Annotated in this window: 15 protein-coding genes; 12 read left to right on the plus strand and 3 right to left on the minus strand. The window is 67.0% G+C overall.

Going from position 1 to position 24,911, the window contains the following annotated elements; genetic code table 11:
* Positions 1-107: 107 nt before the first annotated feature.
* The 4 genes from ASC70_RS15460 (at position 108) to ASC70_RS15475 (ending at position 6,625) form a co-directional block, all read left to right on the plus strand.
* Complete coding sequence (locus ASC70_RS15460) at positions 108-1,625, plus strand: glycerol-3-phosphate dehydrogenase (protein WP_056051542.1); 1,518 nt, start codon at positions 108-110, stop codon at positions 1,623-1,625.
* The gene (gene glpK / locus ASC70_RS15465) at positions 1,622-3,142 is read left to right on the plus strand and encodes a glycerol kinase GlpK (RefSeq protein ID WP_056051544.1); all 1,521 of its coding nucleotides are present in this window, start codon (positions 1,622-1,624) and stop codon (positions 3,140-3,142) included. Before ASC70_RS15460 ends, glpK begins: the two co-directional genes overlap by 4 nt.
* 110 nt (positions 3,143-3,252) lie before the next feature.
* Positions 3,253-5,598, plus strand: coding sequence for a TonB-dependent receptor (locus ASC70_RS15470; protein ID WP_056051545.1), 2,346 nt, complete (start codon positions 3,253-3,255; stop codon positions 5,596-5,598).
* A 94-nt stretch (positions 5,599-5,692) separates the two neighbouring features.
* On the plus strand, positions 5,693-6,625 hold the full coding sequence (locus tag ASC70_RS15475) for an alpha/beta hydrolase (RefSeq protein ID WP_056051548.1): 933 nt from the start codon (positions 5,693-5,695) through the stop codon (positions 6,623-6,625).
* A 60-nt stretch (positions 6,626-6,685) separates the two neighbouring features.
* On the opposite strand, the gene ASC70_RS15480 is transcribed toward ASC70_RS15475, so the two are convergent.
* From ASC70_RS15480 to ASC70_RS15490, 3 genes are all read right to left on the minus strand, one after another.
* On the minus strand, positions 6,686-9,103 hold the full coding sequence (locus tag ASC70_RS15480; protein ID WP_056051550.1) for a TIM-barrel domain-containing protein: 2,418 nt from the start codon (positions 9,101-9,103) through the stop codon (positions 6,686-6,688).
* Positions 9,104-9,105: 2 nt separating this feature from the next.
* Positions 9,106-10,353 (minus strand): MFS transporter, encoded by a 1,248-nt coding sequence (locus ASC70_RS15485; RefSeq protein WP_056051553.1) that lies wholly within the window; start codon positions 10,351-10,353, stop codon positions 9,106-9,108.
* 677 nt (positions 10,354-11,030) lie between these two features.
* Positions 11,031-12,683 (minus strand): alpha-L-fucosidase, encoded by a 1,653-nt coding sequence (locus ASC70_RS15490; RefSeq protein ID WP_056051555.1) that lies wholly within the window; start codon positions 12,681-12,683, stop codon positions 11,031-11,033.
* Between the two features lie 541 nt (positions 12,684-13,224).
* Between ASC70_RS15490 and ASC70_RS15495 the strand changes: the two genes are divergently transcribed.
* The 8 genes from ASC70_RS15495 (at position 13,225) to ASC70_RS15530 (ending at position 24,900) form a co-directional block, all read left to right on the plus strand.
* Complete coding sequence (locus tag ASC70_RS15495; protein ID WP_056051556.1) at positions 13,225-16,326, plus strand: TonB-dependent receptor; 3,102 nt, start codon at positions 13,225-13,227, stop codon at positions 16,324-16,326.
* Between the two features lie 503 nt (positions 16,327-16,829).
* On the plus strand, positions 16,830-17,738 hold the full coding sequence (locus ASC70_RS15500; RefSeq protein ID WP_056051558.1) for a LysR family transcriptional regulator: 909 nt from the start codon (positions 16,830-16,832) through the stop codon (positions 17,736-17,738).
* 82 nt (positions 17,739-17,820) lie between these two features.
* A complete protein-coding gene (locus tag ASC70_RS15505; RefSeq protein ID WP_056051560.1) occupies positions 17,821-19,035 on the plus strand; it encodes an MFS transporter in 1,215 nt (404 codons plus the stop codon).
* Positions 19,025-20,104: an alpha/beta hydrolase gene (locus tag ASC70_RS15510; RefSeq protein WP_156396225.1), complete on the plus strand. Its 1,080-nt coding sequence runs from the start codon at positions 19,025-19,027 to the stop codon at positions 20,102-20,104. The genes ASC70_RS15505 and ASC70_RS15510 overlap by 11 nt, the downstream gene beginning before the upstream one ends.
* 72 nt (positions 20,105-20,176) lie before the next feature.
* Positions 20,177-20,587, plus strand: coding sequence for a cyclophilin-like fold protein (locus ASC70_RS15515; RefSeq protein ID WP_056052818.1), 411 nt, complete (start codon positions 20,177-20,179; stop codon positions 20,585-20,587).
* A 224-nt stretch (positions 20,588-20,811) separates the two neighbouring features.
* Complete coding sequence (locus ASC70_RS15520) at positions 20,812-21,321, plus strand: RNA polymerase sigma factor (protein WP_056051562.1); 510 nt, start codon at positions 20,812-20,814, stop codon at positions 21,319-21,321.
* Entirely contained in the window at positions 21,318-22,295 is a 978-nt protein-coding gene (locus tag ASC70_RS15525) for a FecR domain-containing protein (protein ID WP_056051564.1), read from the plus strand. The genes ASC70_RS15520 and ASC70_RS15525 overlap by 4 nt, the downstream gene beginning before the upstream one ends.
* Before the next feature lie 100 nt (positions 22,296-22,395).
* Positions 22,396-24,900, plus strand: coding sequence for a TonB-dependent receptor (locus ASC70_RS15530; RefSeq protein ID WP_235519414.1), 2,505 nt, complete (start codon positions 22,396-22,398; stop codon positions 24,898-24,900).
* Positions 24,901-24,911 lie beyond the last annotated feature (11 nt).

The raw sequence follows: 24,911 nt of genomic DNA on the forward strand, positions 1-24,911 counted from the left end.
TCGAATGTACGCGCGATTTCGATAACAATTTTCGTTTTGTGATTGCGAATTTGCGATTTTCACAACAATGCGCTAACCACGGACTCAAAGCAGGAGGAACGGCAGGGATGGAGTTCGACCTTCTGGTCGTCGGTGGCGGCGTGAACGGCGCGGGCGTGGCCCGTGACGCCGCCGGGCGCGGACTGTCGGTCCTGCTGGTCGAGCAGAACGATCTGGCGAGCGCGACCTCGTCGGCCAGCACCAAGCTGGTGCATGGCGGCCTGCGCTACCTGGAATATTACGAGTTCAGGCTGGTCCGCGAAGCGCTCGAGGAGCGCGAGACCTTGCTGGCCATGGCCCCGCACATCATCTGGCCGCTGCGGTTCGTCCTGCCGCACGCCAACGCCACGCGTCCCGCCTGGATGGTCCGGCTGGGGCTGTTTCTCTACGACCACATCGGCGGTCGCCGCCGCTTGCCGGGATCGCGCGGGCTCAGCCTAAAGGGCGCGCTGGAAGGCGCCGCGCTGCGGCCCGACTACCGCCGGGCCTTCGCCTATTCGGACTGCTGGGTGGACGACGCGCGTCTGGTGACGCTGAACGCCGTGGACGCCCGCGAGCGCGGCGCCGTGATCGAAACCCGCACCAAGCTGGTCTCCGCCCATCGCGTGGGCGCGACTTGGGAAGCGCGCCTGCAACCGGCGGACGGCCCTGAGCGCCAGGTCCGCGCGCGCGCCATCGTCAACGCCGCCGGCCCCTGGGTCTCCGAGCTCCTGAGCGACGCCTTGAAGGTGACGACGGGCAGTGGGACCCGCTTGATCAAGGGCAGCCACATCGTGGTGCCGCGTCTGTTCGAGGGCGAGCACGCCTACATGCTGCAAAACCCTGACCGCCGGATCGTGTTCGCCATCCCCTACGAGGGCCGCTTCACCCTGGTGGGCACCACCGACGTGGCCTGGGACGCGCCGCCTGGGCCGGCCCAGATCAATCCGGAGGAGGTCGATTATCTCTGCGAGAGCATCAACCGCTACTTCGTCCCGCAGACCGCCGCCGAAGACGTGATGTGGAGCTATGCCGGCGTCCGGCCGCTGTTCGACGACAACGCCGACAGCGCCTCTGCCGTAACCCGCGACTACGTGCTGGAGGTCGACGCGCCGGAAGGGCAGGCGCCGGTGCTGTCGGTGTTCGGCGGCAAGATCACCACCTATCGCCGCCTGGCTGGCCAGGCGATGGACCGCCTGGCCGAGTTCTTCCCCGAGGCCCGCCCGTCCTGGACGCGCGGCGCCGTGCTGCCAGGCGGCGACCTGCCCGACCTGGACCGCGCGGCCTTCGGCCGCGCGCTACGCGCCGAGTTTCCGTTCCTTCCCGACGATCTGGCTGCCCGCTTGGTCCGTTCCTATGGAACGCGAGCGCGGCGCATCCTGGCTGACGCCAGGAGCCTGGCCGACCTGGGCGAGGACCTCGGCGCGGGGCTCCATGCCGCCGAAGTCGATTATCTCGTCGCCAACGAATGGGCGCGCACGGCCGAGGATATCCTCTATCGCCGAAGCAAGTTGGGCCTGCACCGGCCGCCCGAAGCGGTCGGCCGCCTGGAAGCCTATCTGAAGCGGAAAGCCGCGCCGCCGCTGGTCAAGGCGTTCAGAGCGTGACCGACGTCCGCTACATCCTGGCCATCGATCAAGGCACGACCAGCACCCGCAGCATCGTCTTCGACAAACAGGGGCGCGTCGCTGGAGTTGACCAACGCGAGTTCGCCCAGAGCTATCCCGAGTTGGGCTGGGTCGAGCACGATCCCGAGACCATCTGGCGGGACGTGGTGGACACCACGCGAGCCGCCCTCGCTGGCGCGGGTGTCGCCGCGAACGCGGTCGCCGCCATCGGCATCGCCAATCAACGCGAGACCGTCGTGGTCTGGGAGCGCCGAACGGGACGCGCGATCCACCCGGCGATCGTCTGGCAGGACCGCCGGACGACCGATCGATGCGAGGCGCTGCGGCAAGCCGGCCATGAACCCCTGGTCGAGGCCCGGACAGGCCTTCGCCTGGATCCCTATTTCTCGGCCAGCAAGCTGGCCTGGATGCTCGACCACGTCCCCGGCGCGCGCGAAGCCGCCCAGCGTGGTGAGCTGGCGTTCGGCACCATCGACAGTTTCCTCCTCTGGCGGCTGACCGGTGGCCGCGCGCATGCGACCGACGCGACCAACGCCTCGCGAACCCTGCTGTTCGACATCCACCGTCAGGCCTGGGACGAGGACCTGCTGCGGCTCTTCGATATCCCCGCTTCGATGCTCCCGGAGGTGCGCGACAACTGCGCCGACTTCGGGGAGACGCAGGCCGATCTCTTCGGCGTCCCTATCCCGATCCGAGGCATGGCCGGCGACCAGCAGGCGGCCCTCATCGGCCAGGCCTGCTTCGACGAAGGCATGATCAAGGCCACCTACGGGACGGGCTGCTTCATGCTGATGAACACGGGCTCGCGGCCGGTGACCTCGCACACGCGCCTCCTGACCACGGTCGCCTACCGCCTCGACGGGCAGCCCACCTACGCCCTCGAAGGCTCGATCTTCGTGGCCGGCGCGGCGATCAAGTGGTTGCGCGACCAATTGGGGCTGATCGTGCGGGCGTCCGACACTTCAAGCATGGCGACCCAAGTCCCCGATGGGCATGGCGTCTACATGGTCCCCGCCTTCGTCGGCCTGGGAGCGCCCTATTGGGATCCGCAGGCCAGGGGCCTGATCCACGGCCTGACACTGGACACCTCGGCCGCCCACATCGCCAGAGCCGCCCTGGAGTCCGTGGCCTTCCAGACCCACGACCTGATCGCGGCGATGTTCGCCGACGGCGCCTCGCGGCCCAGCGCCTTGCGCGTGGACGGCGGCATGGCCGCCAACGAATGGCTGTGCGCCTTCCTGTCCAGCATCATCGACGCCCCGGTCGAACGCCCGGTCAATATCGAGACCACCGCCCTGGGCGCGGCCTTTCTGGCCGGACTGGGGGCGGGCGTCTGGCCCAGTCTTGGCGCGATCGCCGAGGGTTGGCGCCTGGATCGACGCTTCGATCCGGAGATGGCGCCGCAGGCGCGCGAGCAATGCCTCGAGGGCTGGCGCGACGCCGTCGCCCGGACCCTCTATCGGCCAGAATCCCGCGACGAAGCGTCTGGGCCATGACGCCGCCTTCGTGAACTGTTCAGCCACTTTCAAGATTGGCTTGACCAGTCTCGAATGAGAGCGTACTAACAATAAATAACTTTTAAAAACAAATACTTAGGGAGGGTATCATGCATAAGTTGATCTTGCTGGCGAGCGCGGCCGCCGGTGTGCTGGCGATGCCGAGCCTGGCGGCGGCCCAGGACAAGACCGAGACCACCGGCCTGGCCGAGATCGTGGTCACGGCGACCAAGCGCTCGGCCAATCTGCAGAGCGTCCCCGTGGCAGTGACGGCCATCACCGGCGAGACGATCCAGAACCAGCGCATCAGCGAGTTCGCGGACCTCACACGCGCCGCCGCCTCGCTGACCCTGACCCAGAGCACGGCCTCGCCGAACAACGCCATCATCCTGCGCGGCATCGGCACCTACGCCTTCTCGATCGGCGTGGAACCCTCGGTGGCGGTCATCATCGACGACGTGCCGGTGGTCCAGCAGGCCCAGGCCTTCGACAACCTGTCCGACGTCGAGCGCATCGAGGTCCTGCGCGGCCCGCAAGGCACGCTGTTTGGCAAGAACGCCAGCGCCGGCGCGATCAACATCGTCACCCGCGACCCGTCGATCGCCTTCGGCGGCCACGCCTCGGTGACCGCCACCACGGACCACGGCTACAAGGCCGACGGCGCCATCTCGGGACCGATCTCGGAAAGCACCGGCTATCGCCTCGGCGTCTATTACAACCACTGGGACGGCAACGTCCGCAACCTGCACAACGGCCACCGCCTCAACGACAACACCTCGTACGGCGTGCACGGCAAGTTGCGGTCCGAGCTGACCGACAAGCTGGTGCTTTCGCTGAGCGGCTCGTACGCCAAGTCCAAGTCCGACGGCACGGCCGCCACGCTGCGCTACATCGACCTGAACTACCTGCCGGCCGGCGCGACCACGCCGGTGATCCCGCGCTACAACGGCGTCTCGATCCTGCCGGCCCTGGCCGACATCAAGCCCGGCGCCGACAACCGCCGCACACGGGTCGACAACGACGGCTTCACCGACAACAAGCAGGCCAGCTTCAGCGGCAAGTTGAGCTATGACCTCGGCTTCGCCAGCCTGATCTCCGTCACCTCGTACCAGGACTGGAAGTACGACTTCTCGGCCGACGTCGACGGCACCAACCTGGCCGTCAATGGCGCGGCGCCCAACGTCACCAACCCGGTCGCGCCGGGCTTGGGCGTCAGCAACTCGGGCCCGTATCACTCCAAGTCGCTTACCCAGGAAATCCGCCTGACGTCGAAGGGCGAGGGCCCGCTGTCCTACGTGGTCGGCGCCTTCTACGCGGACGCCAAGACCAACCGCTCGTTCCAGCGCGGTCCGGCCCTGATCCTGGCCAGCTGGTATGGCGAGCAGAGCACGCGCAGCGTCGCCGCGTTCGCCGGCCTGGACTACAAGTTCCCGACCAAGACCACCCTCAGCGGCGCGGTGCGCGTCAACAACGAGCGGATCGAGGATTCCTTCGTCAACCGCCTGCCGACCGCCACGGTGTACGTGTCGCCGACCAGCATCGGCACCTGCGGCGCCGGCAGCCAGCTGTGCGCCGGCAGCAACGAGGACACCGTCGCCACCTGGAAGCTGTCGCTGAACCAGGAACTGGCGCCGCGCGTCTCGGTCTATGCCAGCGCGGCCACGGGTTATAAGGGCTACGCCTACGACATCTCGTCGGGCTACACGCCGCTGCGCACCCAGAATCCGGTGCGGTCCGAGACCTCGACGTCCTACGAGACCGGCCTGAAGAGCCGCTTCTTCGACAATCGGGTGCAGTTGAACGTCGCGGCCTTCTACACCGACTACGACAACTTCCAGGCCCAGTCGTCGCAGTACATCAACGGCGCCCTGCAGCAGAAGCTGAACAACGTCGGCAAGCTGCGCACCAAGGGCGTCGAAGTCGAAGCCCAGGCCATGCCGGTCGAATGGCTGCGCCTGGACGCCTCGGCCGCCTATACGGACGCCCAAGTGCTCTCGTTCCCGAACGCCGCCTGCTATCCCGGTCAGGCGCAGACGGGCACGGGCTGCGCGCCCTCGACCAACCCGACGGGCCTGGGCAACGTCCAGGATCGCTCCAACACCCAGCTGCCCAACAGCCCGAAGTTCAAGATCAACCTCGGCGGCGTGGTCACCCGCGAGCTGGGCGGCGACATGAAGGGCGTGTTCGGCCTGAACTATCAGTACCAGAGCAAGGTCAATTTCGACCTGCTGGGCAACCCGCTGGCGGAGCAGAAGGCCTATGGCCTGCTCAACGCCTCGGCCGCGCTCGAGCGCGGCAACGTCAAGGCCACCCTGTTCGTCAACAACCTGCTCAACGAGCACTTCGTGGCGGGTATCGGCGATGGCTTCGGCTCGTACGGCGTCCACCTGGTGACCCAGGTGCTGTCGCGCGACAGCGACCGCTACTTCGGCCTGAAGGTGGACACCAAGTTCTAGGCTTCACCCTCCCCGGACGAACCACGCGATGGGGAGCGGGCCTGGCCTGCTCCCCCTTTTTTTGATCCGCGCAGCGACACGAAGGGATCTCGCCATGCGTAACGCACCTTCCCATCATCTGGTCGGTTTCCTCGCCGGCTTGGCGGTTTGCCTGGCCAGCCTGAGCGCCCACGCCGCCCCCGGCGACTGGGTCAAGGGCGTGACGCCCGCGCCGGCGCCCGAGGAGCCTCCCGCCATCGTGCTGCCCGTGGCGACCGAGCAGGCCAATCCCGCACCCGAGGCCTGGGCCCGCCAGGACGCCAGCCAGCGCCTCGTCTACAACGTCTCGCGGCCGAGCCTGACCCTGCTGCCGGGCGGTCCGGCGGGTGACAAGGCCGCGCCGGCGGTGATCCTGGTCCCCGGCGGCGGCTTCCAGTTCCTGGCCATGGACAACGAAGGCTACGACGTCGCCAAGCGGCTGGCGCCCCTGGGGGTGCGGGTGTTCATCCTGAAGTATCGCACCACGCCGCTTTCGGACGGTTTCGACGGCTTCAAGGCTGCGCTCGCCGCCACCTTCCAACGCGGCGAGGGCGGCGAGGCGCGGGCCCGCCAGACGCCCTACGCCATCGCCGACGCCCAAGCGGCTGTCCGCGCTGTCCGGGCCCATGCGCGAGAATGGGGCGTCGATCCCCAGCGGGTGGGGGTCCTGGGCTTTTCCGCCGGCGCGATGACGGTGCTGGGCGCCTTGCAAGCCAACGCGCCGGACGCGCGACCGGACTTCGCGGGCATGATCTATGGTCCGACCCAGTCGAGCGTGGTTCCGCCCAACGCCCCGCCGCTGTTCGCCGCCCTGGCCGCCGACGATCGCTTCTTCCGCTCGCAGGATCTGAGCCTGATCCAGAACTGGCGGGCGTCAGGCGCCTCGGTGGAGTTCCACCTGTACAGCGCGGGCGGCCACGGGTTCGCCTCGCAGCCGCACGGCACGACCAGCGACGCGTGGTTCGACCAGTACGCTCTATGGCTGAAGGCGATGAAGCTGACGCCCTGATGGGCCTCGACCTCTGAGTTCCGCTTCGGCCGGTGCCATCCTCGCGCCGGCCGTTTTCTTTCAGACCGCCCAGGTCAGGGCCAGGCGCTCGATCCCGATGACCTGGATTGGCTGCAAGGTCGCCATCGCGCCGTTCAGAGTGACCCGGCGGGCCTCGGTCCGCGGCAGGACGATCCGCAGAGCGTCGGCCGGCGGCGGAGTCGCTCCTGTCCAACCAGCCGTGATGGACAGGGTCTCGGCGCCGGCCTCAACCTCGAGGGTCCAGCCCTGCGGCGCGCCCGGATTACGCGGCGCGGCGTCGTTTTCGTCGAAGCCGCTCCAGGTCATCCGCCCCGTCTTCTCCGGCGGATAGAGCAGGACGCCGGGGAGGGGGGCGAAGTCGCGGAAACCACTGGGCGCCAGGTCGACGAGCAGGCCGGACCCTTCGCGCGCCAGCATCGGCGGCAGCCCGCTGAGCGGCGCGGCGAGATCGTATTCCGCGCCCCCCGCATAGACCCGGTCATCGCGGATGTCGCGCCAGGCCGTCCCCGCCGGCAGGTAGGCGCGCACCGTCTCCACGCCCTGGTCGAGGGCCGGGGCGACCAGTAGATCCGGTCCCAGCAGATAGACGTCGCCGTCCTCCCAGGCCCTCGGATCGTCGGGGAAGTCCAGCCACAGCGGCCGCGTCACCGGCTCGTAGTCGGCGTGGTGGCGCCACAGCAGGTCGTGCAGCAGCGGCTGCAAGATCCGGCGCAGCTGCATCATGCCGACGATGGCTTGTGTCGCCTCGGGATACATCCAGGGCTCGTTGATCGTGCGGTCGGTATTCCAGCTGTGGATCGAAAAGCGCGGCATCAGGACGCCCGCCTGAACCCAGCGCAGCAAAAGCTCGGGTTCGGGCGCGGGCCCGGCGAAGCCGCCGATGTCGTGGCCGGTGTTGGAGACGCCCGACAGCGCCATGCCCAGGCCCATCTTCTGATTGAAGCGCAGCGTCTTCCAGGCGGTGTAGTTGTCGCCCGACCAGGTCTGGGCGTAGCGCTGCATGCCGGCCATGCCGCTGCGGGTGACGACGTAGGGCCGCTCCTCCGGCCGATGCGCGATCTGCGCCGCGCGGCTGGCCCGCATCATCAGCAGGGTCTGGACCGGACGCTCGCCCGCCGCAGGACGCGCATCGCCAAAGCCGGCGATGCGGGCCCGCGTGTCCCAGATCTCGTATTCGTTGTTGTCGTTCCAGGTCGACCGGACCCCGTGGGCCAGCAACTGCTCGGTCACCTGCTGGCGCCACCAGGCGGCGGCGTCAGGATGGGTGAAGTCGACATAGCTGCCGACCTCGTCCCAGAACTGGCAGACCACCGGATCCCCGTCGGCGTCGCTGACGAACCAGCCCTTCGCGGCCAGTTCGGCGTAGCGCGGATGGCTGACCAGCAGCGCCGGCTTGATATTGGGAACCAGCTCGACGCCGGCGTCGGCATAGCCGCGCACGAAGCCTTCCACGTCGGGGAACTTGTCCCGGTTCCAGTGGAAGACGTAGCGACGGTCGCCGATCGAGGTGTAGCCCGACGACAGGTGGAAGGACTGGCACGGAATGTCGTGGCGGCTGACGCCGGCGATGAACTCGCCCATGCGCTCCTGGGCGTTCGGCGCGTCGGTGTAGGTCATGGTCGAGCCGGAATAGCCCACCGCCCAACGCGGCATCAGCGCTGGCCGGCCGGTCAGCCACGTGTAGCGGCGGGTGACGGCCCGGGCGTCGGGCCCGGCGATCATGTAGTAGTCGAGATCGCCGCTCTGCGCCCGCATGTAGCGGTAGTGCGGGTGGTAGTTGTCGTGCTCGTGGCCGAAGTCGAACACCGGGTCGGCGGTCGTGTCGTAGAAGACGCCGTGCGCCGCGCCCTCGGCGTCGACGACCAGCACGTACGGGATCGACTTGTAGAGCGGATCGTCTGCCGAGGCGTCGTAGCCCATCGGATCCAGGTTGGTCAGGCGGAACCGGCGTCCGGCCCGGTCCATGGCGCCGGCGCGTTCGCCTAGGCCGTAATAGCGCTCGCCCGGCCGCCGCGTGACGTAGTGATAGACGCCCCCGTCCCACCAGCCGAAATTATAGGCCTGGGTCGGCCGATCCTCGGCGATGACGCGCCAGCCGTCGGGGCCGGCCTGCGACCAGCGGCAGAAGAAGCCGGCCAGGGTGATCTCCAGGCGCAGGCGCGAGGTGGCCAGCACCAGCACGCCCTCTGTCTCCTCGAGCGTGAAGCCGGGAGCCGCGAAACCGGAGACGTCCATCCGATCGCGGCCCGGCTCGGCGATGTCGGTCTGTCCGGGGGCGACGGCCCAGCTGGGCGGCGATGTCGCGACGCCACCCGCCAATAGCAGGACCCGGACGACGTCTTCTTCCAGCACGAAGACATGGGCGACCGCGCCGGTGTCGGCGCGCAGGGTCACGCGGGGGCCGGCCCGCTCGACCAGGGTGAAGAGGGGCGGCTGGGCCAGGGTGGCTTTTCGCATCGTCAGGCCTCTTTCACGATCAGATGGCGGCGCATGGCGAACAGCCACAGGGCGCCCAGCAGGTCGAAGACGCCGAGGCAGGCGAACAGCGGCGCGAAGCCGATCTTGTCGGCCAGCTGGCCGATCGCCAGGGAGAACAGCAGGCCGCCGGTCCAGCCGGCCATGCCGACCAGGCCGTTCGCCTTGGCGATGTCGCCCTTGGCGAACACGTCCGCCGATAGGGTGTTGATCAGCACCGAGATCACCTGGTGGGCGAAGCCGCCGATGGCCAGCAGCGCGATCGCCGCCATCGGATGGCCGACCAGTCCGACGAAGCCCGGCGCGATCATCAGCACCGCGCCAAGCGCGACGCCGGCGATGCGGGAGGACTCCAGGCTCAGGCCGCGCCACTTCTGCAGGAACGGCGCGAGATAGCCGCCAAGCACACCGCCAGCGTCGGCGGCCAGGAAGGGCATCCAGGCGAACAGGGCGATGTGGGCGAGGTCCATGCCCCGCTCCTTGGCCAGGTACAGCGGGATCCAGAACGAAAAGGTCTGCCAAGCCGGCTCGGCCAAGAACCGCGGAACGGCGATGGCCCAGAACCGCGGGGTGACGACGATCGCCTTCAGGGTGGTGGCGCTGGCCGCCACCGGGCGCTGGCCCGCCTGGATCTCGGCCAGTTCGGCGGGCGAGACGTAAGCCGCCTTGGCCGGCGAGCGGTATAGACGGAACCAGACGCCGGCGAAAACCACGCCGAACAGGCCGGTGACGAAGAAGGCTCCCTGCCAGCCCCAGGTCTTGGCGACCAGCACGACCAGCACCGGGGCGATCACCGCGCCGAGCGAGGTCCCCGCATTGAACCAGCCGACGGCCACGGAGCGCTCGCGATCGGGGAACCACTCGCCGATCGACTTCATGCCGGCCGGGATGGCGGCGGCCTCGGCCATGCCTAGCATGCCGCGGAACGCCGCCAGGGACAGCCAGCCCCGCGCCGCGCCGTGGGCCATGTTGGCCAGGCTCCAGGCAAGGGCGAACAGGGCGAACCCGGCTGTCAGGCCAATTTTGTCGATCAGCAGGCCGGCGATCGGCTGCATGATCGTATAGGCCAGCTGGAACGCGCCGACGATGTAGCTGTACTGCTCGGTCGTGATCGCCAGGTCTTGCTTCAACTGCGGCGCCAGTACGCCGAGCGAGTTCCGCGCGATGTAGTTGATGATCGTGCCGACGATCACCAACAGGAGGATGCGCAGTCGCGCTGAGCGCCAAGTCATTGCTTTTCTTCCCTTATTATTCTTCTTTTGAGCGAAGATTTCTCAATTGCTTGGAACTCGACGACCGTGCCGCCCGCTCCGCACGACCACACTTCACTTACATACGGATTAGTGGGTCGCAGGGGCCCATTTGACCTCTTGGTCGGCCTCGAATTTCAGCGTGACAAGACCGGCCCAACCATTGCGCACTCGGCGGAGTGAATGCCAGAGGTCAGGGTCGGTACGGCCGAGTTATGTCGCGTTCCATCCATGACCAATTGAGATTGGCCTGTCAATTCTAACAAATTGTCCTGGCCAATTTGGCGACGATATCATGAGCTGCAAGCGACCTTGAGGCCGCCGACCGCACTGATGTGGGCCGAGGCGGCCAAGCCTACTTCGGCCAGCGACGCGGTGAGCCACACTCGGAAGACGCCGGGACGAGACCTTGCAACGTCACATGTGTACTGCGCCGGGGCATAGCGGAAACCGGGGTCGATGTCGGCTGGCGCGCAAGGTGCTAAATGTCCACTTCCTGGAGGCAACCTAACTTCCGCTGCTGGCGCTTGGCGTGACCAAACGCCCGGGCAGGCCGCCTTGGTCAGGCGCTTGAGGCCTGCGACCTTCGCCTGGTGCTGCAGTCTCGGCAAGGAGCCAGCCGGTCCATGGTCGCAGGCCATCAGTTCGTCCGAGCATCGCTACAAAACCCCCACGATCCTGAGCGCGACGCCGAACGGGTGCAGCGCGCTGTCGGGTAAGGTCACCCGCAGGCCGGCCTGATCCTGATGGAACGGCAAGGGCGTCTTGTCGCCGGCCAAAGTCACTTTCCGGACCGGCCGCTTGGCATGGCGTCCGCCTCTGGCGAGGGTGTTGACGACGACCTGTCCGCCTTCGGGCCGACCCAAGGTGATCGCGTAGAGCGCCGCACCCTTTGTCGTGAAGCGGATGTCCTGGGGTGTAAAAGGCTTCTGCTTGCCCTCGCTGAACATGCCGGCGGCAACGTCGGTCGGCCCTTCGCCAAAAATCGTCCAAGGCCGCGTGCCATGGATCGCGTCGGAGAACCGGCCCATCCAGGCGCCGATTTCCTCGACGATCCGCCGCTCCTCGGAGTCGATCGTGCCGTCGCCGCGCACGGGGATGCTGAGCAGCAGATTGCCGTTCTTTGAGACGATGTCGCAGAGCCGGTGGATGACCTCGGCCGCGGGGAGGTAGCGCTTTTGCTCGAAGAGGCGGCGATTGTAGTGCCAGTCGCCGATGCAGGTGCAGGTCTGCCAGGGTTCGGGGCTGATTTCGCGGCGCAGGCCACGCTCGACGTCGGCGACGATCCCTGGGCGGCGGGTGTCGTGGGGTTTGATGTTGATCACCGCCTCGAGCTTGCCGCGCCATCGCAGCGAGGCGTTGTAGTAGTGGGCGGCGATGTCCAGGCCGGCTTGACCAAGCGGCAGATCGAAGTTGTCGAAATAGATGAGATCGGGCTGGTAGCTGTCGATCAGGTCCTTGCACCGCAGATACCATTGGCGGGTGAAGGCCGGATTGTTCAGCGGGGGTTTCTCGGTCCAGACTCGGTCGTTGGCCTCGTGCCAGGCATTAGCCGCGGCGTTCGTTTCGATACCGTCCGGCAATGGCATGACCGAGCCGCCGTACAGCTGTTGCGGATCAAGGCCTTCCCACCATTGTCCTCGCCCGTCCGCGGCAAAGCGCTTGAAGGCGTCGTAGCGCTCGCCCTTGCGCGGCCCCTCGGGGTCATAGCCATACGCGGTCTGGAACCAGTGCCAGGCATGGGCCGAATGGTTCGAGACCCCGAACCTTAGGCCCTGCTTCCGTGCTGCCTTGGCCCATAGGCCGATGATGTCCTTCTTCGGACCAATACGAACCGAATTCCAGTCGTGGAACTTGGAGTCATAGGCGTCGAAATTGTCGTGGTGGTTGGCCATGGCCACGAAGTATTTCGCACCGGCCTTGGCGTAGAGATCCAGCAGGGCGTCCGGATTCCAGTTCTCAGCCCGCCATTGGGGATAGATGTCGATGAAGCCGGTGTCGGCCGGATGGCCGTAGGTTCTGAGGTGGTGGTCGTAGGCGCGCTGGCCGGGCATGTACATGTTGCGGGCATACCAGTCGCCCGCCTCCGGCACGCACTGGGCGCCCCAGTGGGCCCACAGCCCGAACTTGGCGTCGCGGAACCAGTCAGGCGTCCGATAGCCCGCGTCGAGCGACGCCCAGGTCGGCTCGAACGGCCCCTTGGCGACCTGATCGAACCCGGCGGGAACGAGGTCGGCCGCCAAGGCCTTCGAGGCGCCGATCAAGCCCGCTGCTGCGGCGCTTCCGAAGAGCGCGCGTCTTGTCGTCGTCATGCAGTTCTCCCGAACCTTGGATCTTCATTTCGCGCCGCCGACCGTCCGCGAGCCGGCGGTTGCGGCGACGGTCCAGCCGCAATGTCCCGACCGCCTCGCGCCGAGGGCGTGCGCTCTAGCGTCAGATGACCCCCTAGGCAGTGGTAAGGCCACATGGCTGTGAATCTGATTGGCCGTGGCTGAAAAGACGGCGTTGAACACGGGCCTAGACGGGTGATCTGCTAGCGCCATCATCGCTCCTGCCCGAACCAGGCGCGTGGCCTACGTCCCCTGGCTGCGGTTTACCACACGTTTCCCGATGCACTATGCACATGCAAAAATAGTTTGCGCAAATAAAACGGTACCGGTACCTTCCGGTTGTCAGACCTCAGTCGCAATTGTGGCCAAACCAATCCTGGCCACAGCGGGCGATGTGTTGGCTTGGCGTCATGTGCGCAGGGCCGAAGGGGCTGGAAGTGATCGTGCGTCGCCGCGCGATCGCGCCGTGAAAAAACAAACGATCGCTCGTCTCAGGCGGGCGGCGCAGGGAGGGACACGAAACATGACTCAAGAGCGCAATCGCGTTCGCATCGCCCTTTTGGGCGCCGCGGCGGCTCCGGCCTTGCTGCTGGCGGGCCAGGCCCATGCCCAGGCCGCCGCCGCCGCGACGTCGCCGGCGAGCGAGCCGTCGATCGTCCAGGAGATCGTCGTCACCGGCTATCGCCAGTCGCTCGAGAGCTCCGCCAACGCCAAGAAGAACACCACCAACTTCATCGACTCGATCTTCGCCGAGGACATCGGCAAGTTTCCCGATCTTAACCTGGCGGAATCGTTGCAACGCCTGCCCGGGGTGCAGATCGACCGGGACACCTCGGGCGAGGGGACCTACATCAACGTGCGCGGCCTGAGCGCCGGTTTCACGGTGTTGACGGTCAACGGCTTCGCGATCAGCACGTCCAGCAACGGCGGCAATGAGGGGCGCGGCTCGAGCCTCGACATCCTGCCCTCGGAGCTGTTCCGCCGCCTGACGCTCAGCAAGTCGCCGATCGCCAGCGGGGTCGAAGGCGGCACGGCCGGCTCGATCGACATGCAGCCGGTGCGCGCCTTCGATCGCAAGGGCTTCCACCTCAATCTGCAGGCGCAGGGCTCGTATCAGGACGCCGACGGCACCTCGACGCCGCGCGCCGCGGCGATCATGAGCAATACGTTCAGCACCAAGATCGGCGAGATCGGCATCCTCGTCTCAGGCGCCTATGCGGCGCGCAACTATCGCAGCGAGATCTTCAACACGGTCGGCTACACGACCATGAATCTCGGCGCGGCCTGCCGCAACACGGTGCTCGGCTGCAACTCGCTGACCCTGGACCCAAACGCCGCGCCGGCCACCAACCGCACCGCCGGCTATGGCGGCGGGGCAGGGGCGACCCTGACCACCGTCCCGACCAATGTCCCGAGCGAACTGGGCCTTGGTCTGGCCGGATCGGCGCTGGTCCAGTGCGGCAACGGCGTCGCTGGCGGTACGTCGAAGCTGTCGTGCCAGGACCTCAGCTACGCGATCGTTCCGCGCCTGGTGCGCGCCGAACAGGTGGTGGGCAAGCGCGACCGCACGACGGGCATGCTGAATCTGGAATGGCGGCCGTCGAAGCGCGTCCGGTTCAAGCTGGACTCGATCCTGACCGAGTCGAACAACGATTTTGGCCAGCACGATGTGATGCTGGTCGTGCGCAGCTACAACAACAACATCCCGATCGACTTCAAGCTCGACCAGAACAAGGTCCTGACCTCGGGCACGTTCGGCAACGCCTACTTCCTGAGCCAGAGCACCGACGCCCAGACCTACACCAAGCTGTTCTATCGCTCCTTGGCCGGTGAGTGGGACATCACCGACAATCTGCGCTTCTCCGCCGCGGCGATGATGAACACCGGCAAGTTCACCAACTATTCGATCCAGTACACGCTGCAATCAGCCCCGGGACAGACGAACTTCGTCACCTATGCGCCCGGCGTCGCCGCCCCGGCGGGCGGCGGTCCGGCCTCGAACCTGACGCCGCTGAACACCGGGCAGTACGCGACCTACAGCTACACCTCGGGCGATCTGACGCCGAAGGTCGGCTCGAACATCAACCTGCCGACCTACACCAACTGGTACTGGAACAGCATCCAGCTGATCCCGACCGTACAGGACCTGCACCAGAAGTCGTTCCGCGCCGACCTGGCCTGGGGTGACGCCCGACGCCTGCAATTGTCGGCGGGCGTGATGCGCTCGGAGTTCGAGCGCAACATCGTCACTTGGAATGCGTCGGACTGCGCCTTCCGCAACAACTGCACCTCGGTCTTCGCCTCGACCCAGACCTCATTGACGGGCGCGATCCCCAATTCGGCGATCCCGCAATATCTGACCGACCTGCCGTCGATGAATCTTTTCAAGAAAGCGCCTTTCGACGCCGGCTTCAACGGCGGCTGGAAGGTGCTCGACTTCGATAAGGTTCGGCAGGCGGTCAATTTCGACTATTACAAGAACGAGCTCAATCCGGGCGACCAGCCGGGCAACTACCTCAATACCTACTCGCCCAAGCGGCTGAACGAGAACACCACCTCGGCCTATCTGATGGCGGATGGCCGCCAGCCGATCTTCGAGCGCGAACTACGCTTCAACGCGGGCCTACGCTACACCGAGACCCGTCAGTCGGTGGCCGGCATCGTCAACGACTTCCTGGTCGGCGGCGGAACCCGCACCGCGCCCGCGACCAAGAGCTTCAGCCACAACTGGCTGCCCAGCCTGAACCTCTCGTACCTGCTCACCAACAGCCTGGTCATCCGGGGCGCCGCGGCGCGCACTGTGACGCGCGCCAACCCTGCCGACCTGGCGCCCACGTTCGGCCTGAGCCTGGACGGCGACGTCTTCACCAAGGGCAATCCCGGCCTGGCGCCGTTTTACGCCAACAACTACGACGTCGGCATCGAGTGGTATCCGAAGTCCAAGTCCGTCGTGACCTTCAACCTGTGGGCCAAGGACATCTTCGACTACCCGGCGACGATCGACACCAACACGCCGTTCGGTGAGACGGGACTGCTGTTTGATCGTCTGAGCGACCGGCAAAAAACCGGGATCACCAACCTTGGCGGCGGCGATCCCAACGCCGCGCGCCTGACCGTGCGCCAGAAGCTGAACTCGGATGTCGTCGTCAAGCTGGTGGGCCAGGAGGTCCAATGGGTCCAGCCGCTCGACTTCATCCGCAAGGGTCTGGGGTTCAACGCCAACGTCACCCACATTGCCCAGTCGCTTTCGGGCCAGATTCCACCGACCCTGAACCCGAAGTCGCTGATCGCGGGCCTGGCGCCGTGGACCTATAACGGCACGCTCTATTACGAGATGCGCAACGGCTTCTCGGCGCGTCTGTCCTACACCCATCGCGACGCCAACCTGTCGTCGGTCTGCCCTTGCAACAACATTCCAGGCGACCTCTACACGACCGCGACCAACTACATGGATGCACAGGTCAGCTTCCTGGTCCCCTGGTACCGGCGGGCGCGCGTGACGATGCAGGCGCAGAACCTGCTCAAGCAAGTGCAGTTCAATCGTTACGAAAACCGCGAGTCGATGGTCGATGGCGCGACCTACGCAGGCCGCACGTTCGTCGTTGGTGTCCGCGCCGACTTCTAGGCCAGGGGCGCAAGGGCCTGATCGTCTTCTGGGTGTTGATCTCGCCGTCGCTTACTCCCCTGGCTGGCGAGATCGGACTGGGCGGCGCGAACGCGCGTCGCCCACTTTTACGCGGCTAGTGTCCCCGCCAGCCGCGCCGTTGAAGCTGGTCGCGCGGAACGGACCCGATGGCCAGGGGTGTGTTCGACATGAGTTGGTCGCGCGAAATTCGCGTGCGTCATCGGATCTGCCAATGTGGGGGAGGTGGGGTTCTCGCCTGGTCGGAGATAAGTCCCGCCGAACTGCCTTTGGCAGGTCACCGGACAACGCAGGGGCTGAGTGTCCAGTTCTTGGCAGCAAGCCAGCGTCTGCTGTTGGCGCACAGCCGCCCGGATCCAGCTGCGTGATGAGGGGCGCCTGTGACCGCGATACGAGGGCTGCGGGCTATCTTCTTGCTCGCGCCGCGCGATGAGTCAGGTTCAACAGAGTTGCCAACTTCGGCCCGGTGAGCGCAGGCTTGCTCCATGACCTTGAGCCGCGGCGATCTGGCCGACTTCAGCTATTTCCTCGCCCTCGCCAAGCACCGCAATTTCCGCCGGGCGGGGCTGGAGCTCGGCGTGAGCGCCTCAGCCCTGAGCCATTCCCTGAAGGGACTGGAGGCGCGCCTCGGCGTGCGGCTCTTGAACCGGACCAACCGTAGCGTCACCTTGACCGCCGCCGGCGAAGAGCTGCAAGCCGCGATCCTAGGGCCGTTCGACGCCATCGACACGGCGGCCGACGGACTGAACCGTTATCGCGATGATCCTGCCGGCCGCATTCGCCTCAACGTGCCTGAACATGCCAGTACCCTGCTGCTCGCTCCGGTGCTGCCCGCCTTCACCGAGCGCTACCCGAACATCGAGATCGAGGTAGTGATCACCGAGAAGCTCGTCGACATCGTCGCCACCGCCGCCGACGCCGGGATCCGCTATGGGGGAACGGCGCCCCAGGACATGATCGCCCAGCGCCTGTCAGGCGATATCCGTTGGGTCGTGGTCGCCTCGGCGGCCTATCTCGAACGCCATAGCGCGCCGCAGCATCCGCGAGACCTGACCGCACATCGATGCCTGCGGTTCCGGCTCGGCGATGACAGCGTCTACAGTTGGGAGTTCGAGCGCGGCGACGAAGAGATCGCCGTCGCCGTATCCGGATCGATCATGATCGACAGCACCGCCTTCGCGCTGAACCTGGCCATGCAGGGCGCGGGTTTTGCCTACGTGCCGGAGCCTTGCGTCCGAGAGGCCGTCTCGCGCGGCGACCTGCGCACGGTGCTCGACGACTGGTCGCCGGTCGGGCCAGGCTTTCACATCTACTATCCGGGCCGGCGTCAGCTGCCGACCGGGCTGCGGCTGTTGATCGAGCACATCCGCCAACAACGTCCGCTGGGTCTTTAAGGCCCTGCGATGAGCTAAGCTCAACACCGCGATTAGGTCGCGGCGGATCGACCCTTCGCGCTGAGGGCCTATCTTCCGCGCCATGACAACGCCCGCCGCCACCGCTTTGCAGTCCGACGCCGAAGCCCAGGCCCGAGGCGGCTGGAGCGCCGTCTTCGCCCTGACGCTTTGCGTCGCGACCCTGATCGCGTCGGAATTCATGCCAGTCAGCCTGCTGACGCCGATCGCCGCCGACCTGCGCCTCAGCGAGGGCATGGCCGGCCAGGCGATCTCGATCTCCGGCCTCTTCGCCGTCATCACCAGCCTGGCCATCGGTCGGCTCGCCCGTGTCGATCGCCGCGTCCTGCTACTGGGCCTGACCGCCCTGATGGGCGTCTCCGGCCTGCTGGTGGCGCTGGCCCCCAACGCACCGCTGTTCATGGCCGGGCGCGCGCTGATCGGCGTGGTCATCGGCGGCTTCTGGTCGCTGTCGGCGGCGACCGTCATGCGGCTGGTTCCCGGCAAGGATGTCCCGCGCGCCCTGGCGGTGCTGAACGGCGGCAACGCCCTGGCGACCATGATCGCCGCGCCGCTGGGTAGCTATCTTGGCCAGTTCATCGGCTGGCGCGGCGCCTTCTTCCTGGTCGTACCACTGGCCTTGGCCACCTTCGCCTGGCAGTGGCTGTCGGTCCCGACGATGCACGCCCCGCCCGGCGCGCCGGCCAGCCTGCTCGGCGTGCTGAGACGGCCGCGCGCCAAGGCCGGCCTACTCGGTTTGGCCCTGCTGTTCGCCGGCCAGTTCGCGCTGTTCACCTACTTGCGGCCGTTCCTTGAGCAGGTCGTGCACCTGAACGCCTCGGCCCTATCGTTCGCCCTGCTGTTGATGGGCGTGGCGGGCCTGGCCGGCACGGCCCTGATCGGCCGCGTGATCGGCAAGGGTCTGCGCCGCGTGCTGATCGCCGCGCCCCTGCTGATGGCGGCCGCGGTCCTGGCTCTGCTCCTCGCCGACGCCTGGCCTGTCGTCATCGCGATCCTGCTGATGGCCTGGGGCCTGGTGGCCACCGCCCTGCCGGTCGCGTGGTGGACCTGGCTGGCCCGCACGCTGCCTGACGACACCGACGCCGGCGGCGGGCTGATGGTGGCGGTGATCCAACTGGCCATCACCCTGGGCGCGGCCGGCGGCGGCCTGCTGTTCGACGCCGGCGGCCATCGCGCCACCTTTTCGGCCAGCGCCGCCTTGCTGGTCGCCGCCGCCATCGCCGGAGCATTCAGCACGCCCGGATCACCTCAGATGCAACGAGACGTCCATGCGACCTGACGAGACGAAATTCGACCGCCGCATCCTGCTGCAACTCACCGGAGCCAGCCTCGCCGTGCTCGGCGCGGCTTCCCTGTCCTCCAGCGCCAAGGCCCAGCCCATGCCCGACCATGCCGACAACTTCTACAAAAGCGACCGCGTGACCGTGCGCAAGGTCACCTTCAAGACCCAGTACCAGACGACGGTGGCGGGAAACCTCTTCCTGCCCAAGGACCTCGATCAGGGCGCCAAGACCGCTGCGATCGTGGTCGGACACCCGATGGGGGCGGTCAAGGAGCAGAGCGCCAACCTCTACGCCACCAAGATGGCCGAACAGGGCTTTGTGGCGATGTCCCTGGACCTGCCGTTCTGGGGCGAGAGCGAAGGCTTGCCGCGCAACGCGGTTTCACCGGACTTCTACGCGGAAGCGTTCAGCGCCGCGGTCGATTTTCTGGGCACGCGCCCGTTCGTAGATCGTGAGCGCATCGGCGCGATCGGGGTTTGCGGCAGCGGCAGCTTCGTGATCAGCGCGGCGAAGATCGATCCCCGAATGAAGGCCATCGCGACCGTCAGCATGTACGACATGGGTGCGGCCAACCGCGACGCGTTGAACCATTCCCTGACCCCGGCCCAGCGCAAAGTGATCATCGCCGCCGCCGCCCAGCAGCGCTACGCCGAGTTCGAAGGCGGCAAGACCGAATACACCGGCGGCACGACCCACAGCCTGACGGCCGACACCGATCCGATCCAACGCGAGTTCTACGACTTCTACCGCACGCCCCGCGGCGAGTTCACGCCCGTCGGCGGTTCGCCCCAGACCACGACGCATCCGACGCTGACCAGCAACGTCAAGTTCATGAACTTCTACCCGTTCAACGACATCGAAACGATCTCGCCGCGCCCGATACTGTTCATCAGCGGCGACCAGGCCCACTCCAGGGAGTTCAGCGCCGAGGCCTATCGGCGCGCCGTCGAGCCGAAGGAACTGGTGTGGGTCCCGGGGGCCGGCCACGTCGATCTCTACGACCGCGTGGACCTGATCCCGTTCGACAAGCTGACCGGCTTCTTCCGGCGACACCTGGCCGCATAGAGCGGCTCGCCTGGGCGGGAACGTCGGGCCTGTCCGGCGCTCCCGCCCTTGCAAAAGGACCAGGAGACCACCATGCACCGTTCGCTGTTGCTCGCCGCCGGTCTGGCCCTTGCCTCGACCGGAAACGCCATGGCCCAAGACCGTATCGTAATCGCCTCCGAATGGGGCAAGGTCACCGCCGAACTGGTCGACAACGCCGCCACGCGCGCCCTCGTCCGGAGCCTGCCTGTCACGCTCCAGATGCGCGATCACCTGCGGCAGGAGAAGACTGGCGCCTTGCCGGAACCCCTGCCGGCCGCCGCGCGACGGCGTGCGTTCGCCGCCGGAACCCTGGGCCTGTGGGGTTCCGACGACTTCGTGGTCTATTATCGCAAGGGCCAGGTTCCGCAGCCTGGCATTGTCGTCCTTGGCAAGGTCACGGGCGATGTCTCGATCTTCGATCGGCCCGGTGCGATCACCGTTCGAATTGAGCGTCTGCGATAGGCGTCGGTTCTTGCCGTCGCGGGTGATAGCCTTGATGCGTCAGACAGATCCTCCTAGGCCCCCGATGGCACGTCTCTCTGATCGCCCGGCAAACTGAACGTCGTGTTTCCGGAACGAGGCTTGATTCCGTTTCTGGCGCACACGGACCGAAAAATCATAAACCGGGGTGAGGTCTTTCGGATTCTGGGGCTCTAGCCTTACGGTGTTCCCCGTCCGGAGGATTCATGACGTCCGATCCTCTCAAGGTCCCGCAGCCGGCAACGCTGGATCTGCTGACCTATGAGCCTGGCCTACGACGCTATTTGCGGCGCCGTGCGCCGGCGGGCCAGGTCGACGACTTGGTGCAGGAGGTTTTCGCGCGTTTGCTCAGTCTGCGCGATCCAGCGGCCGTACAGGACATGGAACGGTATATCTTCGTCGTCGCCGCCAGCGTCCTGGCGCACCAGCATCGTCGGCGCGCGCCCTGGCGGACGGTAGACGATCTCGAGGGCCTGGGCCCGAGCGACGAGGTGACGCCCGAACGCTCGCTGATCGGCAAGGAAGGGCTGGAGAGCCTGTTCGCGGTGATCGAGGACCTGCCGCCGCGCACCCGGCACGTCTTCCTGCTGCACCGTTTCGAGGAAATGACGTATCAGCGCATCGCCCGTGAGCTGGGCATTTCGGTCAGCGCGGTCGAGAAGCACATGATGGCTGCCTTGAAGGCCTTGTTCCTGCGCAAGGCCCGCGACCAATGACCGGCCCGCTACGAGACCGCGCCACCGAGGTCGCCGACTGGTTCGCCCGCCGCCGTGTTGGCGCCCTGCCACCCGAGGACGAGGCGGCGTTCCAGGCGTGGCTGGACGCCGATCCGGAAAATCGCGCGGCGTTCGAGGCGGCCGGCGACCTGTGGAGCGACCTGGAAGGGCTGAGATGCGATCCGCGCCTGATGCGCCTGCGCGAAGAGGCCAAGGGCGCGGTCGGCCAGCGTCGCGCGCGACGCCTCTTCGGCCTGGTCGCCGCCTGCGCGGCATTGGTGCTGGGAGGCGCGGCTCTCTGGCAGGCGGGGCGCTACGTGATGGACGTGGTCGCGCCGAAGCCGACAGTCTACGCCACGCGGGTGGGGCAGACGATGAGCGTCAGCCTGCCCGACGGCAGCCTGGCGGTTCTGGACACCAATTCGGAGCTGCGCGCCTGGTCGCCGGGCAAGGAACGGCGTCTGGAGCTGATCCGGGGGCGGGCGCTGTTCAAGGTCGCCAAGGATCCCGCGCGGCCGTTCATCGTGCGAGCCGGCGGCCACAGCGTGACGGCGCTGGGCACCCGTTTCGACGTCGATCTGAGGCCGGCCAGCTTCAAGGTGGTGCTGGTCGAGGGCCGGGTCCGGGTGCGCTCCGACGCCCCGACGGCCGGCCCGGCGACCTCGGTTGACATGAACGCCGGCTATCAGCTGGTGGCGGGCGAGGGCGGCTGGAACCTCAGTCGCACCGACACGCGTAGCGCCGAGGGCTGGACGTCGGGCCGGCTGGTGTTCGATGACGCGCCGCTGGGCGTGATCGCCGCCGAGCTCAATCGCTATTCCGTCCAACCGATCCTTGTAGCCCCCGAAGTGGCCGGGCGGCGAATGAGCGCCGTCCTGCCGTCATCGGATCCGGACGCCTTCATCGCCTCGGCCGAAGCGCTGGGCCTGGCGCGCCGGGCGCCCACCGCGCGCTACGCCCTGGCGGCGCCTTGAGCGGGCGGCCAGAAATTTTTCGTCCTGTCGCTGAGGTGTTTCGACTGGGCCGACTCTAACCCTGAAACGGCAGCCAACATGCCGTGGGGAGGGAACCAAGATGATCCACCGTTCGAGGGGCGGCGTCGCGCCGTGGCTGATGGGGAGCGCCCTGGCGGCGCTCGTCGCGACGGGAGCCCACGCCGAGGCGCGCGCGTACCAGATCAAGTCCCAGGACCTGGCACGGGCCCTCAAGGAGTTCGGCCTGCAGAGCGGCCGTCCGATCTCGTTCACGGACGATCGCGTCCGCGGCCGCCGGTCGGTCGAGGTCGTCGGGACCTACGATGACGAGGCGGCGCTTCGCCGCCTGCTGCGCGACGCCGGCCTGACGTTCGTCCGCGCCCAGAACGGCTTCGCGGTGGTCCGCGCCGACGGGCCCGAGATGATCAAGGTGGCGACCCAGGCCGTCGCCCCGGCGACGACGCCCGCCCAGGTCCGGGCCGGGGCCGCGCCCGAGCCGATCCAGGTTGAGGAGGTCGTGGTCACCGCCCAGCGCCGCGCCGAGACGGTGCAGTCGGTGCCGCTGGCGGTGTCGGCCGCGACCGGCGAGTCCCTGGCCAAGCAGGGCGTCAAGAACATCGTCGACCTGTCCAGCCAGGCGCCTAGCCTGCAGATCAGCAATGGCGGCGGCGGCAACGCCCAGGTGTTCATGCGCGGCGTCGGCAGCACCAACACCACGGTGGTCGGCGACCCGGCGGTGGCCGTGCACGTGGACGGCATCTACGTCTCGCGCGCCAACGCGATCAGCGGGCTGTTCTACGACCTCGACCGGGTGGAGGTCGTGCGCGGCCCTCAGGGCACGCTCTATGGCCGCAACGCCACCGCGGGGGCCATCAACATCATCACCAACGCGCCCAAGCACGTCTACGAAGGCGCGGCGGACGTCGAGATCGGCAACTACTCCGCCCTGACCACGAGCGGCATGGTCAATGTGCCGTTAGGCGACGCCCTGGCCGTGCGCGCCGCGTTCCAGACCACCCGTCACGACGGCTATCTGAAGGCGGTGAACAAGGGCCCAGGGACGGGCGGCAACGACCGAAACGACCAGGACGATTCCTCGGCCCGGCTGTCGGTGCTCTATCAGCCCAACGATCGGCTGAAGATCCTGGTGCGGGGGGATTATCTGCATCGCGGCGGCGCCGGCTTCGCCGACGTGGCCTTCCCGCTCGAAACCGGCGACCCCTACGCGACCAACGCCAAGGTCAACATCTCGCAGGACAACACGTTCAAGAACCTGACGGTCGAGGCCAACTACGATTTCGACTGGGCGACCCTGACCTATCTGGGCGGCCATCGCGAGATGGACGTCAACACGGTCACCGAGAACCTGGCCTCGGACAACCATCGTCCGACCTATCAGACGCAGGAGAATTGGAGCGAGACCCAGGAGCTACGCCTGGGCGCCGATAGCGGCAAGCTGAAGTGGGTGACCGGGCTCTACACCTTCAAGGAAAAGAGCGCGACCGACACCCGCATCCTGCAGGCCAACGGCAACTACCTGGCGTTCTTCCAGCCCTACATCTTCTCGCGATCGGTCGCGGCGTTCGGCCAGGCGACCTATTCGGCGACGGAGCGGCTGAGGCTGACCGCCGGGGCGCGCTACACCCACGACCACAAGGGCCGCAACGGCAACACCTATCTGCTTAAGCCAGACTTCTCGATCCTGTCGCTGGTGGTGCGCAACCTGTCCGACGAGACCTGGAACGCGACCAACTGGAAGCTGGGCCTGGACTACGACCTCAGCGACACCTCGATGCTCTATGCCCAGGCGTCCACCGGCTACAAGGCTGGCGGCTATTTCGATGGCCTGCCGCCGAACGCCTACGAGCCCGAGCACATCACCGCCTACGAGATCGGGTCGAAGAACCGGTTCCTGGACCGTCGGCTGCGCCTGAACGTCGCCGGCTTCTACAATGAGTACCGCGATCTCCAGGTCTCGGCGGTCGAGAACATCGCCGGCCAGAACGCCCTGGTGACCCGCAACGCCGGCAAGGCGGTGATCTACGGCGTCGAGGTCGAGAGCGACTTCAAGTTCACCCGCGCCGACGTTGTCGATCTGAACCTGTCGTGGCTGCACGCCCGCTACGAGACCTTCGTGCTGCCGCTCGGGGACCCCTTCGTCAACTACGCCGGCAACGCCTCGGTCGATCGCTGCTACACGGCCAACTACGCCCTGCCGTCGCCGCGCGCGGCTGACTTCGCCGGCTGCCACATGGCGCGGACGCCGACCTGGAGCCTGACCGCCGGCTACGCCCATACCTTCGAGCTGGCCAACGGCGCCAACCTGACCGGTCGGGTGCAGAGCCACTACGAGAGCGAGAAGGAACTCGAGTTCCACGGCTTCGCCAGCAACCGCCAGAAGGCGTTCACCAAGACCGACCTGTCGCTGACCTACGCCAGCGGGGAGGGGCGCTGGTCGCTGATGGCCTATGTCCGCAACCTCGAGGACAAGGCGGTCCGCACCAATTCCAACGCCAACGCCACGACCGGGGTCACGACCAACGGCACGGCGTTCTATGCCCCGCCTCGGCTGTACGGCCTGCGGCTGTCGGCGAAGTTCAACTGACGACGCGTGAG

Origin of the sequence: Caulobacter sp. Root343, assembly GCF_001425745.1 — a bacterium.
Lineage (GTDB): Bacteria > Pseudomonadota > Alphaproteobacteria > Caulobacterales > Caulobacteraceae > Caulobacter.

Excerpts from the sequence above, each read along its gene's own strand:
- ASC70_RS15460 (WP_056051542.1), top strand. The coding sequence starts at position 108 with ATGGAGTTCGACCTTCTGGTCGTCGGTGGCGGCGTGAACGGCGCGGGC.
- ASC70_RS15470 (WP_056051545.1), top strand. The coding sequence starts at position 3,253 with ATGCATAAGTTGATCTTGCTGGCGAGCGCGGCCGCCGGTGTGCTGGCG.
- ASC70_RS15475 (WP_056051548.1), top strand. The coding sequence starts at position 5,693 with ATGCGTAACGCACCTTCCCATCATCTGGTCGGTTTCCTCGCCGGCTTG.
- ASC70_RS15480 (WP_056051550.1), bottom strand. The coding sequence starts at position 9,103 with ATGCGAAAAGCCACCCTGGCCCAGCCGCCCCTCTTCACCCTGGTCGAG.
- ASC70_RS15485 (WP_056051553.1), bottom strand. The coding sequence starts at position 10,353 with ATGACTTGGCGCTCAGCGCGACTGCGCATCCTCCTGTTGGTGATCGTC.
- ASC70_RS15490 (WP_056051555.1), bottom strand. The coding sequence starts at position 12,683 with ATGACGACGACAAGACGCGCGCTCTTCGGAAGCGCCGCAGCAGCGGGC.
- ASC70_RS15495 (WP_056051556.1), top strand. The coding sequence starts at position 13,225 with ATGACTCAAGAGCGCAATCGCGTTCGCATCGCCCTTTTGGGCGCCGCG.
- ASC70_RS15500 (WP_056051558.1), top strand. The coding sequence starts at position 16,830 with ATGACCTTGAGCCGCGGCGATCTGGCCGACTTCAGCTATTTCCTCGCC.
- ASC70_RS15505 (WP_056051560.1), top strand. The coding sequence starts at position 17,821 with ATGACAACGCCCGCCGCCACCGCTTTGCAGTCCGACGCCGAAGCCCAG.
- ASC70_RS15510 (WP_156396225.1), top strand. The coding sequence starts at position 19,025 with ATGCGACCTGACGAGACGAAATTCGACCGCCGCATCCTGCTGCAACTC.
- ASC70_RS15515 (WP_056052818.1), top strand. The coding sequence starts at position 20,177 with ATGCACCGTTCGCTGTTGCTCGCCGCCGGTCTGGCCCTTGCCTCGACC.
- ASC70_RS15520 (WP_056051562.1), top strand. The coding sequence starts at position 20,812 with ATGACGTCCGATCCTCTCAAGGTCCCGCAGCCGGCAACGCTGGATCTG.
- ASC70_RS15525 (WP_056051564.1), top strand. The coding sequence starts at position 21,318 with ATGACCGGCCCGCTACGAGACCGCGCCACCGAGGTCGCCGACTGGTTC.
- ASC70_RS15530 (WP_235519414.1), top strand. The coding sequence starts at position 22,396 with ATGATCCACCGTTCGAGGGGCGGCGTCGCGCCGTGGCTGATGGGGAGC.